Below are 14,127 nucleotides of genomic sequence, written 5' to 3'. Positions count from 1 at the left end.
ATACAAATAAAAATATGAGCATAAAAACAGCAATTGTTACCGGAGGGAATTCGGGTTTAGGTTTCGCAACAGCACAAAAACTATGTGATAATGGTATCAAAACATTTATAATTGGAAGATCAAAAGAAAAAACAGAGGAAGCCTGTGCAGCAATTGGCGCCAATGCAATTCCGGTTTTATATGATCTAAATGACATTGCAGGAATTCCGGCCATGATCGAGAACTTAACTAAGGATAATCCGATTGATGTTTTGGTAAACAATGCCGGAATCAACTTAAAAAAAGAATTTTTAGACGTAACAGATGAAGATTTTTTATCAATAATTCATACCAATCTTTTGAGCGTTTTCGCTGTAAGCAAAGCAGTTGTAAAAAATATGAAGGAGAATAATGGAGGAAATATCGTCAATATCAGTTCAATGGCGTCTCAATATGGTATTCCGAAAGTAATTGCATATTCAGCGAGCAAAGGCGCAATCGAATCGATGACCAGAGCAATGGCGGTAGAATTGGCGCCTTTTGGCATTCGCGTTAATTGCGTGGCACCGGGTTTCATTAAAACTAAAATGTCGGCGAAAGCCTTAGACAGTGATCCTGAAAGAAAAAATAAAGTATTAAATAGAACTCCAATGGGAATTTTAGGAGAACCGTCAGATATTGCAGATGCTGTTTTTTATTTTGCATCAAATGAATCTAAATTTACAACTGGAACTATTTTGCCAGTTGACGGTGGAAACAGTATTGGTTTTTAATGCTGAAAAATGATTAAACACATAGCAACATAGATTTATTTGTAAAAAAAGAAACACATTCTTCACATAGATACACTCTATTAATACAACAAGTGAAACGCCTATTTTAAGTTTACATTACCTATATGTGTTAGAATAATTTACTCAATGGTTATAAAGAACAATGTATGATAAAAATGCAGCAAACCATGCGCTGGTTTGGCCCTCAGGACAGTGTAAAATTAATTGACATAAAACAAGCCGGCGCGACTGGAATTGTAACGGCTTTGCATCAAATTCCGGTGGGAGAAGTCTGGACAATTGAAGACATTAAAGAAAGACAGCAAATCATTAGAAACGCAGGATTAGAATGGACAGTAGTGGAAAGTTTGCCCGTTCATGAAGAAATAAAAAGAGCAGCCGGAAACTATTTGCAGTACATTGAAAATTATAAAGTCAGCATTAAGAACCTGTCAGATTGTGGGATTAAAATTATCACGTATAATTTTATGCCAATTTTAGACTGGGTTCGAACCGATCATAATTTTAGTAATGAAGATGGGAGTAAAGCGCTGTTATATAATCAAGAAGCTTTTACTTATTTTGATGTTTATCTTTTGCAAAGACCCAATTCTGAAAACGATTATTCAGAAACAGAAAAAGAAAATGCTTTAAAATTTGGCAATACACTTTCAGAAGACGAAAAGGCATTGCTTTTTAAAAATGTTCTTTTAGGATTACCGGGAAGCAAAATCAATTTTACGGCTGAACAAATTTTGTCTCTATTAGATAATTACGCCAATATTGACAATGCTAAATTGAGAGAAAACTTGATTTATTTTTTATCAGAAGTAGCCCCAATTGCTGAAGAAAATGATTCGAAATTAGCGATTCATCCTGATGATCCTCCGCTTTCAGTTTTAGGTTTGCCAAGAATTGTTTCTACAGAAAATGATATTAAAGCGATTTTTGACGCTGTGCCTTTGAACGCAAATGGATTATGTTACTGCACGGGTTCATTAGGAGCAGATCCGAAAAATAATCTGGCGAAAATTATTGATGACTTTGGAGACCGAATTCACTTTTTGCATCTCCGAAATACTTTCCGCGAAAGCGAAACCATTTTTAGGGAATCAGAGCATTTAAATGGCGACACAAAAATGGAAGTTATTATTGAAAAAATACTTTTATTGATGAATTCCAGAAAACTAAGTTTGCCTATGCGTCCCGATCACGGATTTTTGCACGCTGTTGATGAAGACAAAGAAACATATCCAGGATATTCTTTAGTTGGCAGACTAAAAGGTTTAGCCGAATTAAGAGGATTGGAAATGGGAATTGCATATAAATTGAATTTATAGAAATTAGTTTACGTATCCTAACAGGTTTCCAAACCTGTTAGGTATAAATAAAAGTTCTATTGTCATTCCGAGCCCGAGGCTTCGGGAGAGGAATCACACTCGGGGTTTGACAAAGATTGCTAATTCTGATTGCGGAATTTCTCGTGTGATTCCTCTCCCGAAGCCTCGGGATCGAATCACAAAACTGATGAGAACTATATTTGTTTAAAAAAGTGAAATGCCTTTTACAGACAAAGAAACGTATGACCCTATGTGTTTAAAAATGAAATTATCGCATCTGATTTTATGGCTTTTCCTAATCGGATTAAGCACAAAATCTTCTGCAATAAACCCTGAGAAATATGTAGTTAATTTGGCTTCCGCCGAAAATTTTCCTTTGGCTTCAAACGGGAAAATTGCTTCGGTTTTAGTGAGTAAAAATGATTTTTCGGGAGTTTTGCGTGTTGCGGGACATTTCGAAAATGATCTTTTTAAGGTAACCGATTTGCATTCAAAAAGAATAAATTCAATTTCAGAAGCAACAGATTTTGTCATAATCATAGGAACACTCGGGAAAAGTGAAATTATCGATCAGCTGGCTAAAGAAGGAAAAATTGATGCAAATCAGCTAAAAGGAAAATGGGAAAAATTTACAACTCAAATTGTTGAGAATCCTTTTAACGGAATAAAAAAAGCGTTGGTTATTGCAGGTTCAGATAAAAGAGGAACAATTTACGGCATATATGATTTATCCAGTCAAATAGGAGTTTCTCCTTGGTATTTTTGGGCAGATGTTCCAGTTAAAAAACAATCAGATTTGCATGTCTTGCCTGGAGTTCATACACAAGAAGAACCAAAAGTAAAATACCGAGGCATCTTTATAAATGACGAAGCTCCAGCCTTATCTGGTTGGGCATTTGAAAATTATGGTGGTTTTAATGCTAAATTTTACGATAAAGTTTTTGAGTTGATTTTGAGAATGAAAGGCAATTATTTGTGGCCATCGATGTGGGGCAGAATGTTTTATGTTGATGATCCTCAAAATGCAGTTTTGGCAGACGAATACGGAATTGTAATGGGAACTTCTCACCACGAACCTTTAACACGAGCGCATGCAGAATGGGCTAAATTAGGAAAAGGAAAATGGGATTTTAATACCAATTCTGAAAACCTGATTTCGTTTTGGAAAGACGGAATGAAAAGAATAGGTAATACTGAAACCATTGTAACGGTTGGAATGCGAGGCGACGGTGACGAACCTATGACACAGGGAACAGCAATTGGATTATTAGAAAATATCGTAAAAACACAGCGTGATATTATAAAAGAAGTTACCAAAAAACCAATCGAGGAAACCCCGCAAATGTGGGCACTTTATAAAGAGGTTCAAGAGTATTACGACAAAGGAATGCGCGTTCCGGATGATATTACGCTTTTGTTATGTGATGATAATTGGGGAAATATCAGGAAATTACCAGAATTGGATGCGAAACCAAGAAAAGGCGGTTACGGGATTTATTATCATTACGATTATGTGGGCGGACCGAGAAATTATAAATGGATCAATACCAACCAAATCGAGCGTACTTGGGAACAAATGGATTTGGCTTATCAATATGGAGTTGATAAAATTTGGATTGTTAATGTCGGCGATATTAAACCAATGGAGTTTCCGATTGAGTTTTTTCTTGATATGGCATGGAATCCAGAAAAATTTAATGCGGGACATTTAGATCAATATTACGTGCAATGGGCTAAGGAAAATTTTGGTGGTCAAAATGCTGATGAAATTGCAGCAATTTTAAAATTGTACACTAAATATAATGCAAGAAGAAAACCTGAATTGCTGCAGGAGAAAACATACAGTATTACCAATTATAAGGAAGCAGAAAACATTGTAGCTGCTTATAAAAAGTTGGTTCAAGAAGCGGATCAAATTAATGATGAATTGCAGCCAGAATATAAAGATGCTTTTTATCAGCTGGTTTTGTTCCCGGTTTTAGCAAGTTCAAATTTAAATGAACTGTATGTGTCAACGGCAAAAAATCAGCTTTATGCGAGTCAAGGAAGAGCTTCTGCAAATTCATATGCAAAACAGGTAAAGGAGCTGTTTGAAAAAGACAGTTTGCTGACCAATTATTATCATACAAAACTCGCAAACGGCAAATGGAATCATATGATGTCGCAAACGCATATTGGTTACACATCTTGGCAGGAACCTAAAAACAATGTTATTCCGAAAACACAATTAATTGAATTGCCAAACAAATCAGAAGCCGGAATTGCGATTGAAGGCTCTGAAAGCTGGTGGCCAAATTCTAAAGAAGAAATTGTTCTGCCGACTTTTAATTCTTTAGAAAATAAAACCTTTTACGTTGATTTATTTAACCGGGGAGCAAAACCTTTTGACTTTAAAATTACAACTAAAAGTGACTGGGTTGTAGTTTCAAAATTAAAAGGAAAAATCGATCAGGAAAAGAGAATTTTAGTAAATATAGATTGGAAAAAAGTTCCAAAAGGCGATCTGAAATCTCAATTTACAATAACTGCAAACAAACAAAAATTTGTGGTAAATGTTATTGCGAAAAATATTGAATTGACTGGAATAAAAGGTTTTGTTGAAAGTAACGGAATAATTGCAATTGACGCTCAAAATTATTCAAAAGCAATCGATGGAAATTTGATTAAATGGACCACGATTCCGAATATCGGCAAAACAGCATCGGGAGTAACTTTAAAACCTTCTAATTTTCAAAGTATTATTGTTTCAGAGCAATCACCAAGATTAGAATATGAAGTGCATTTTTTTTGCAAAGGAAACGTAAAAGTTCAGGCTTATTTTTCGCCGACAATTAATTTCAGCATTCATGACGGTTTAAAATACGGAATCGGATTTGACTCAGAAGTTCCTCAAATTATGAATCTTAATCAGGATAATTCAGATAAAAACTGGAATGCTTCTGTCGCTGATAATATTAAAATAATAACCTCTTCGCATACAATTGAAAATTCTGGACATCATATTTTAAAAATGTATGGTGTAGATCCTTCTTTAGTGCTTCAAAAAATTGTAATTGAAACAGAATCAGGACAATTGCTTAAATCTTATTTAGGTCCGCCAGAAAGTTTTAAAACCAAGTAACTATCAACCAAAAACCATAAAAATGAAATTAATCAAACCTTATTTGCTGGCAATTACTACAGTGTTTTTTGTGAATTGTGCTTCAAAAAAAGAAGCAGTTACACTAAAGGATTCGTATAAAAATGACTTTTATATCGGAACTGCTTTAAGCGCAGATCAAATCGAACAAAAAAATCCTAAAGTTGATTCTTTAATACGCAAAGAATTTAACGCCATTACGGCAGAAAATAGTATGAAATCGATGTTTGTTCATCCTGAAAAGAATAAATATGATTTTACTCTTGCAGATAAATTTGTAGCGTATGGTGAGAAAAATAAAATGTTTATTCACGGACATACTTTAATCTGGCACAGTCAATTAGCACCTTGGATGGAGAAAATAAAAGACAGCACACAAATGAAAGCTTTTATGAAAGATCATATCACGACAATTGTTTCTAAATACAAAGGAAGAATTGGTTCGTGGGATGTAGTAAATGAAGCTTTAAACGACGATGGAACATTGAGAAAATCAATTTTTTTGAATACACTTGGCGAAAAATATCTTGTTGATGCTTTTAAATTAGCGGCAGCAGCTGATCCGAAAGCAGATTTGTATTACAACGATTATAATAATGAAGAGCCAGCGAAAAGGGAAGGCACAATTAATTTGATCAAAAAAATTAAAGCGGCCGGAGGGAAAATTGACGGTGTTGGTATTCAGGCACATTGGCGCTTGGAAAGTCCATCTTTAGAAGAAATCGAAAAAAGTATTTTGGCTTATTCTGCACTTGGCGTTAAAGTAGCTTTTACAGAATTAGATATCACAGTTTTGCCTAATCCGTGGGATTTAAAAGGTGCTGACGTCAATCAGAAATTTGAGGAAAATCCGAAAATGAATCCGTACGCAGAAAAACTGCCTGATTCTGTTCAAACTAAATTGGCAGCGCGTTATGCCTCAATTTTTAAATTATTCTTAAAACACAAAGACAAAATCAGCCGAGTGACTTTTTGGGGTGTTTATGATGGTCAGTCTTGGCTAAACGATTGGCCGATAAAAGGACGTACTAATTATCCTTTATTGTTTGATGCAGTGCTAAAGCCTAAAAAAGCATATAATAGTGTTATTGAACTTAAAGAAATTAAAGAATAAGGGTTAAAAGATAAAGATAGAATTAATAATGCAATAGGTTGTTTTTTGAAAAATACTGCAATAAAGGAAAGTAAATTTGCATAGTATGTATTTTTTACTAATTTTACACAACCGATTGCTTAATTAAAACCCTTTTGAAACCAGTACGAGAACTAACTAAATAATTAAATTTTAAAAGAGTTTGATTATAGACTAACCCAAAATAACCACAGATCAATAATGAATTTCAACTCCCAAAAATTATCCATAAAAGAAAAAATTGGATACAGCTTAGGCGACCTTGCGGCTAATTTAGTCTTTCAGACCTTAATTACTTATCTGGCGTATTTTTACACTGATATTTATGGATTATCGCCTACACATTCTTCGATAATCATGTTGGCTGTAGGTTTAATTGCGGCCTTTATTTTTAATCCAATTATTGGAGTATTGGCGGACAGAACGAGTACAAAATGGGGAAAATTCAGACCTTGGATTTTATGGACGGCAGTACCGCTTGGCGTTATTGCTTTGCTTGCTTTTACAACACCTGATTTCTCCTATCACGGAAAAGTCATTTACGCAGTGGTAACCTATACATTGCTTTTGCTTTTTTATGCGAGCAACAATTTGCCATATTCTGCCTTGAGCGGTGTCATTACAGGCGATATGGGCGAGCGAAACAGTTTGTCGTCGTATCGATTTGTTGCGGTTATGTTTGCACAGTTTTTTGTTCAGGTTTTTATGCTTGGCATTATAAAAAGTGCGGGAAATGGCGATAAAGCTGTTGGGATCGAAAAAGTAATGACGGTTTTGGCAATTATCGGAACAATAATGCTTTTGATTACATTTTTTACAACAAAAGAGCGCATTGTTCCAAAACCAGAACAGAAATCTAGCATAAAAGAAGATTTAAGCGATTTAATGAAAAATAAACCTTGGCTCATAATGCTGACGCTGACTACTTTGGTTTTTATAACATTGGCAATGAAAGGAGGTGCATATGTGTATTATTTTGAAAATTATGTAGATAAAGAACAGCTGGCAATTTTTATTCAGCCTATTTTAGATGCTTTGGCCAATATTGGGTTAAACCAGTTTGGTAATGATCCTATTGCGGCCGGATTTGGTTTGTTTAATGCTGGCGGTATAATTTTCATGATTGTCGGAATTACGCTTTCTAAAAGATTAGCAGATAAATACGGGAAACGTAATGTTTTCGCTTCCTTCTTATTTGTGTCGACCTTATTTATATTGGCTTTTTATTTGTTTTCTTCAAAATCAATTCCCCTTATTTTTATCTCTCAAATTTTACACGGCTTTTTCTACGGCATAACAATACCGATTCTTTGGGCTATGATTGCAGATGTTGCAGATTACTCAGAATGGCTGAATAATCGCCGTGCTACGGCTATTATATTTTCGGCTATGATGGTTGGACTAAAAGCAGGTTTGAGTATTGGAGGAGCTTTAACAACTTCATTATTAGGGCATTTTGATTACGTACCAAATGCAGCAGTTCAATCTAACATTGCCATAAACGGAATAAAATTGTTGGTAAGTGTTTTTCCTTCTATTCCTTTTCTGGTTGGCGTTGGATTATTGTTCTTCTACAAAATAAATAAAAAAATGGAAGTTCAGATTGAAGCAGATTTAAAAGAAAGAAGAGCCTAGTTCATTTTAAAAATTATAAAAAAGAGTAGCATGCCTGAAGATAATATTGATAATATTGACTTTTTAGCGTTAGATAAAAAAGCCATTTCAAATCCATTAGTACATCATATTTATACTGCTGACCCGTCTGCACATGTCTTCAATGGAAAAATTTATATTTATCCGTCTCATGATATTGATGCCGGAATTCCTTTTAATGACAATGGCGATCATTTTGGTATGGAGGATTATCATGTAATTTCTATGGATAATGTAAATGCCAATGCTGTAGATAATGGTGTTGCCCTGCATGTAAAGGATGTTGCTTGGGCAGAAAGGCAAATGTGGGCTCCGGACGCAGCGCACAAAAACGGAAAATATTATTTGTATTTTCCAGCAAAGAGAGCAAACGGAATTTTCCAGATTGGAGTTGCTGTTAGCGATTCTCCAGTTGGGCCTTTTATTCCTGAACCCGAAGCAATCAAAGGAAGTTATACTATTGATCCTGCAGTTTTTGAGGATAACGATGGCAAGTATTATATGTATTTTGGAGGAATTTGGGGAGGCCAGCTTCAAAAATATCGAAATAATATATATGATAAAGAGAATGAAGAACCTTTAGCAAATGAACCTGCTTTGGGACCAATTGTTGCTTTGCTTTCTGAAGATATGAAAGAGTTTGCTGAAGAGCCTAAAGAAATAAAAATTCTGGATGAAAACGGAAATATTCTATTGGCTGGAGACAACGATCGCCGCTTTTTTGAGGCTTCGTGGATGCATAAATACAACAATAAATATTATTTCTCGTACTCAACAGGTGACACACATTTTATTTGTTACGGAATTGGAGATAATCCGTATGGTCCTTTTGTTTATCAAGGCAAGATTTTGAAACCGGTTATTGGCTGGACTTCACATCATTCTATTTGTGAGATCAATAATGAATGGTATTTGTTTTACCACGATTCAAGTTTGTCAAAAGGCATAACGCACTTAAGATCAATCAAAGTAACTAAAATTGAATACAATGCAGATGGGTCGATTGTAACTATAGATCCTTACGATAAAAGGGATTAATTTAATTTTTAAGAATAAATAAGTAGAATTTTAAAACTGTATATTAAAAATAACAATTTCATTTAAAAAATATTTTTTTTATAAAATGGGATTATTTACTTTAGCATACCAGAACAGAACGGAACGGTATGCTAAACGAAGAACAGGAAAAATTTGTATTTGTTATTAATCACGACAGTGATATTCCGAAATACCAGCAATTGGTAAACGGAATTAATAATGCCATTGCAGAGAATATTTTGCAGAAAGGAGATTTATTGCCGTCTGTAAATGCGATCTGCAAAAACAATCAGCTATCGAGAGATACTGTTTTTAAGGCATATTCGATTCTAAAAGATCAAAATATAATCGATTCTGTTCCGAATAAAGGGTATTATGTTTCGGGAGAAACCAGAAAAGTACTTTTGGTATTAGATACTTTTAAAGCGTATAAAGAGGTTTTGTATCATTCGTTTGTGAATAATTTGCCGGATAATGTAATTACAGATGTTCAGTTTCATCATTATAACATTGATGTTTTTAAGACGATAATCAATAACAGTGTCGGGAAATATTACAAATACGTGGTAATGAATTTTGATCACGATGAAATTGCACCAACGCTCGAAACTATTTCGAATGAAAAATTGCTCTTGATTGATTGGAATATTCACGCTGAAAATAATAATAATTATGTTTTTCAGGATTTCGGAAAAGCATTTTATAATGCATTGAAAGAGGCTGCAGATTTATTTAAGAAATACAAAAGCCTTCAGTTTGTGTATCCGGATTATACCAATCATCCAAAGGAAACCTTGGAGTTTTTTAAGAAATTTTGTGCTGATTTTAATTTTAAAAATGAAATTATAACAGATCCTAAAAAGTTTAATATCGAAAAAGGCATTGCTTACATCAGTATCAGCGACAGGATTTTAGGTCATTTTTTAGAGCAGTGCAAAGATAAAGATTTGGAGCCTGGAGAAGATGTTGGTTTTTTATCTTACAATGAAACGCCAATGAAAAAATTTATATACAAAGGAATTTCAGTTGTTTCGACTGATTTTAATCAATTAGGAACAAAAGCAGCTGCATTTATTACACATGATGAAGTTGTGCAGTGTTATGTACCCACAAATTTAATATTAAGAGAATCATTATAAGTTATGTATTATATAGGATATGATATCGGAAGTTCGTCTGTCAAGGTTGCCTTGGTAGAAGCCGAAACTGGCAAAAAGATAATTGTTTTGAATGAGCCTCAAAACGAAATGGAAATTGTGTCCTTGCACCCAGACTGGGCAGAACAAGATCCCGAAATTTGGTGGCAGCACATTTGTGTGGCGACCAAAAGAGCCATTCGTGAAGCAAATATTGATGCTTCTAAAATTCAAGGTGTTGGTATATCCTATCAAATGCACGGATTGGTTATTGTAGATAAAGAAGGCAATCCGCTTCGAAATTCTATTATTTGGTGCGACAGCCGTGCAGTTGAAATTGGAAATACCGCTTTCGCTGAAATTGGTCCAGAAAAATGTTCAGAGCATTTGCTGAATTCTCCAGGAAATTTTACGGCTTCGAAACTAAAATGGGTAAAAGAAAACGAACCAGCAATCTATAATAAAGTTTACAAATACATGTTGCCAGGCGATTATATTGCCTATAAACTTACCGGAAAATTTACAACAACTAAAAACGGTCTTTCTGAAGGAATGCTTTGGGATTATAAAGAAAACAAAGTAGCCAATTGGCTGTTGGATTATTACGGAATTGATCAATCTTTGACTCCAGAAATTGTAGAGAATTTTACAAATCAAGGAATTTTAAATGAAAAAGCTTCTAAAGAATCTGGACTTCCTGTCGGAATTCCGATTGTTTACCGCGCTGGCGACCAGCCAAATAATGCCTTATCGTTAAATGTATTAAATCCGGGAGAAGTAGCAGCAACAGGCGGTACTTCTGGCGTTTTTTACGCTGTAAGCGAAATGGCGTCTGGAAATAAAACCAATAGAGTAAACAACTTTGTTCATGTTAACTATGAAGTTGAAACGCCAAGAATCGGAAAATTATTGAACATTAACGGAGCCGGAATACAATACAGATGGCTGCGTAATAATATGGGAAATGAGAGTTATGAAGCAATGAATGAAAAGGCTTCAAATATTGAAGTTGGATCAGAAGGCGTTGTGGTCATTCCGTTTGGAAATGGCGCTGAGCGTATGTTCAACAACAAAACCATCGGAACTCATTTTCTAAACCTCAACTTAAACATTCACAATAGTGCACATTTGTTTAGAGCTTCTTTAGAAGGAATTGCTTTTTCTTTTGTATACGGAATGGAATGTTTAAAAGAAGATAATGCGACAATTAATGTGATTCGAGCTGGAAATGATAATTTATTCCGCTCAGAAATTTTTTCGAATACTGTGGCAACATTAATTGGGCATGAAATCGAAATTTACAATACAACCGGAGCAGTAGGAGCGGCAAGAGCGGTGGGTTTAAAAGATGGTGATTACAGTAAATTTGGAGCTAATGTTAGTGACAACGATCATGTAATGACATTTTTACCACTTCACAACGCAGCCCCTTATAAAAAGGCTTATCAAAAATGGAAACAAGAATTAGAACTAATATTAACAAATAAATAAAAGAACAAATGATAGTTTTAGGAAATAAAGAATACTACAAAGGTATTGGTCAAATTAAATTTGAAGGCAAGGAGTCTGATAATCCTTTGGCATTCAAATATTACAATCCAGACCAAGTTGTAGCTGGAAAAACAATGCGTGAGCACTTTAGATTTGCTATCGCGTATTGGCATACTTTCTGCGGGCAAGGAAGCGATCCATTCGGACCAGGAACTCAAAACTTTGCTTGGGACCAGTCTTCAGATCCGATTCAGGCTGCAAAAGATAAAGCAGATGCTGCATTTGAATTTATCAGTAAAATGGGATTTGATTATTTCTGTTTTCACGATTATGATTTAGTTGCTGAAGGCCCAACATTTGCTGAGTCTGAAAAACGTTTGGCTACAATCACAGAATATTTGAAACAGAAAAAAGCGGAGTCTGGAATTAAATTACTTTGGGGAACTTCAAACTGTTTTTCAAATCCAAGATTTATGAACGGAGCAGCGACAAATCCTGATTTTAATGTAGTGGCAAGAGCTGGAGGACAAGTAAAATTAGCTTTGGATGCGACGATTGCTTTAGATGGAGAAAACTACGTATTCTGGGGAGGTAGAGAAGGTTATATGTCTTTATTGAACACAGATATGGGAAGAGAATTAGACCATATGGCAAAATTCTTGACAATGTCTAGAGATTACGCAAGAGCTCAAGGTTTTAAAGGAACTTTCTTTATTGAGCCAAAACCAATGGAGCCATCTAAACATCAATACGATTTTGACTCGGCGACTGCTATCGGATTTTTACGTGAATATGGTTTAGATAAAGATTTCAAAATCAATATTGAGGTGAACCATGCTACTTTAGCACAGCACACTTTTCAACACGAATTAGAAGTGGCTGCAAAAGCTGGAATGTTAGGAAGTATTGATGCTAACAGAGGTGACTACCAAAACGGTTGGGATACAGACCAATTTCCAAACAATATTCAAGAAACGACAGAAGCAATGTTGGTATTCTTAAAAGCGGGCGGCTTGCAAGGCGGAGGAGTTAATTTTGATGCCAAAATCAGAAGAAACTCAACTGATTTGGAAGATGTTTTCTTAGCGCACATTGGAGGTGCTGATACTTTTGCAAGAGCATTGTTGACTGCAGATAAAATCATCACTTCTTCTCCTTATGAAAAATTGAGAAAAGAAAGATACAGCTCGTTTGATTCTGGAAAAGGTAAAGATTTTGCTGATGGAAAATTAAACCTTAAAGATTTATACGATATCGCAAACCAAAATGGAGAATTATCATTGCAAAGCGGTAAGCAAGAATTATTTGAAAACATTATCAATCAATATATTTAATTGATAAAAACTTAATTATAAAGGCCTGGCAAGTTTAAATCTGTTAGGTCTTTTTTTATTTTTTTTGCACAATCTTGTCATTTCCGTGAACGAGAAATTACACTCGAAATCTGCAAAGATTGTAGATAAAACTTCGCATAATTTCTAGTTTGATTTTTCTCTTGAGCCGAAATGACAAACGATACTTAAAACTATATTTCATAACTAACCTTAAACCAAAAAACAATGAAATTTTTTATTGACACAGCAAATTTAGAAGACATTAAAGAAGCACAAGCTTTAGGCGTTTTAGATGGAGTGACCACCAATCCGTCGCTAATGGCCAAAGAAGGAATTTCCGGCAAAGCCAATATTTTGAAGCATTACCTTGATATCTGTACTATTGTAGATGGAGATGTTTCTGCAGAAGTTATTTCTACAGATTTTGAAGGCATGGTCAGAGAAGGAGAAGAGTTGGCTGCCTTACACAAACAAATTGTTGTAAAACTCCCAATGATTGCTGACGGAATTAAAGCCTGTAAATATTTTTCGGATAAAGGAATAAGAACCAATGTTACTTTGGTTTTTTCAGCAGGGCAAGCATTGCTTGCAGCAAAAGCAGGCGCTACTTATGTATCTCCTTTTTTAGGAAGACTAGATGATATTTCTACCGACGGAATGCATTTAATTGCTGAGATCAGAGAGATTTACGACAATTATGCATTCAATACTCAAATACTTTCCGCCTCGATCAGACATACTATGCATGTAGTAAATTGTGCTAAAGCAGGATCTGATGTTATGACGGGACCTTTGTCCTCAATAAAAGGATTATTAAAACATCCGTTAACGGATATTGGTTTGAAACAATTTGTTGAAGATGCTAAAAAAATGAATTTATAATTTCGATTTAATTCAACGAAATTTTGATTTTCAAAAAAAACTCCTTTTTAATTTAAAAGGAGTTTTTTTTGTATTATAAAGCAAACGATTGTGTTTTTAATCCGTGCCTAAAAAGAATGATTTATTAAAAAATTATGTGCTCTTTTTATCAGTTAAAAAATCTTTTTTTACGAGATTTTAAATTTTTATTTTCTACTGTATTTTCTGTATTTAACGATCTTAATTTTTTA

10 protein-coding genes are annotated in these 14,127 nt (G+C 34.5%); all 10 read left to right on the top strand.

Annotated elements, in window-relative coordinates:
* Nucleotides 1-14: 14 nt before the first annotated feature.
* Nucleotides 15-752 (top strand): SDR family NAD(P)-dependent oxidoreductase, encoded by a 738-nt coding sequence (locus IR010_RS12600; RefSeq protein ID WP_194569857.1) that lies wholly within the window; start codon nucleotides 15-17, stop codon nucleotides 750-752.
* 176 nt (nucleotides 753-928) lie between these two features.
* Complete coding sequence (uxuA, locus tag IR010_RS12595; protein ID WP_228515166.1) at nucleotides 929-2,092, top strand: mannonate dehydratase; 1,164 nt, start codon at nucleotides 929-931, stop codon at nucleotides 2,090-2,092.
* A 217-nt stretch (nucleotides 2,093-2,309) separates the two neighbouring features.
* On the top strand, nucleotides 2,310-5,213 hold the full coding sequence (locus IR010_RS12590) for a glycosyl hydrolase 115 family protein (protein ID WP_228515160.1): 2,904 nt from the start codon (nucleotides 2,310-2,312) through the stop codon (nucleotides 5,211-5,213).
* Between the two features lie 22 nt (nucleotides 5,214-5,235).
* A complete protein-coding gene (locus IR010_RS12585) occupies nucleotides 5,236-6,345 on the top strand; it encodes an endo-1,4-beta-xylanase (RefSeq protein WP_194604297.1) in 1,110 nt (369 codons plus the stop codon).
* Nucleotides 6,346-6,564: 219 nt separating this feature from the next.
* A complete protein-coding gene (locus tag IR010_RS12580) occupies nucleotides 6,565-7,998 on the top strand; it encodes an MFS transporter (RefSeq protein ID WP_194569849.1) in 1,434 nt (477 codons plus the stop codon).
* A 30-nt stretch (nucleotides 7,999-8,028) separates the two neighbouring features.
* The gene (locus IR010_RS12575) at nucleotides 8,029-9,054 is read left to right on the top strand and encodes a glycoside hydrolase family 43 protein (protein WP_194604294.1); all 1,026 of its coding nucleotides are present in this window, start codon (nucleotides 8,029-8,031) and stop codon (nucleotides 9,052-9,054) included.
* A gap of 128 nt (nucleotides 9,055-9,182) precedes the next feature.
* Entirely contained in the window at nucleotides 9,183-10,193 is a 1,011-nt protein-coding gene (locus tag IR010_RS12570; protein WP_029272870.1) for a GntR family transcriptional regulator, read from the top strand.
* Between the two features lie 3 nt (nucleotides 10,194-10,196).
* A complete protein-coding gene (locus IR010_RS12565) occupies nucleotides 10,197-11,681 on the top strand; it encodes a xylulokinase (protein ID WP_194604291.1) in 1,485 nt (494 codons plus the stop codon).
* Between the two features lie 8 nt (nucleotides 11,682-11,689).
* A complete protein-coding gene (xylA, locus tag IR010_RS12560; protein WP_029272872.1) occupies nucleotides 11,690-13,015 on the top strand; it encodes a xylose isomerase in 1,326 nt (441 codons plus the stop codon).
* Between the two features lie 225 nt (nucleotides 13,016-13,240).
* Nucleotides 13,241-13,897, top strand: coding sequence for a fructose-6-phosphate aldolase (fsa, locus tag IR010_RS12555; protein WP_029272873.1), 657 nt, complete (start codon nucleotides 13,241-13,243; stop codon nucleotides 13,895-13,897).
* Nucleotides 13,898-14,127 lie beyond the last annotated feature (230 nt).

The organism is Flavobacterium sp. MR2016-29, assembly GCF_015350695.1.
GTDB lineage: Bacteria > Bacteroidota > Bacteroidia > Flavobacteriales > Flavobacteriaceae > Flavobacterium.
The sequence above is the reverse complement of the archived record's forward strand: the minus strand, read 5'-3'. Positions and strand labels throughout refer to the sequence as shown.

Excerpts from the sequence above, each read along its gene's own strand:
- IR010_RS12600 (WP_194569857.1), top strand. The coding sequence starts at position 15 with ATGAGCATAAAAACAGCAATTGTTACCGGAGGGAATTCGGGTTTAGGT.
- uxuA (WP_228515166.1), top strand. The coding sequence starts at position 929 with ATGCAGCAAACCATGCGCTGGTTTGGCCCTCAGGACAGTGTAAAATTA.
- IR010_RS12590 (WP_228515160.1), top strand. The coding sequence starts at position 2,310 with ATGCCTTTTACAGACAAAGAAACGTATGACCCTATGTGTTTAAAAATG.
- IR010_RS12585 (WP_194604297.1), top strand. The coding sequence starts at position 5,236 with ATGAAATTAATCAAACCTTATTTGCTGGCAATTACTACAGTGTTTTTT.
- IR010_RS12580 (WP_194569849.1), top strand. The coding sequence starts at position 6,565 with ATGAATTTCAACTCCCAAAAATTATCCATAAAAGAAAAAATTGGATAC.
- IR010_RS12575 (WP_194604294.1), top strand. The coding sequence starts at position 8,029 with ATGCCTGAAGATAATATTGATAATATTGACTTTTTAGCGTTAGATAAA.
- IR010_RS12570 (WP_029272870.1), top strand. The coding sequence starts at position 9,183 with ATGCTAAACGAAGAACAGGAAAAATTTGTATTTGTTATTAATCACGAC.
- IR010_RS12565 (WP_194604291.1), top strand. The coding sequence starts at position 10,197 with ATGTATTATATAGGATATGATATCGGAAGTTCGTCTGTCAAGGTTGCC.
- xylA (WP_029272872.1), top strand. The coding sequence starts at position 11,690 with ATGATAGTTTTAGGAAATAAAGAATACTACAAAGGTATTGGTCAAATT.
- fsa (WP_029272873.1), top strand. The coding sequence starts at position 13,241 with ATGAAATTTTTTATTGACACAGCAAATTTAGAAGACATTAAAGAAGCA.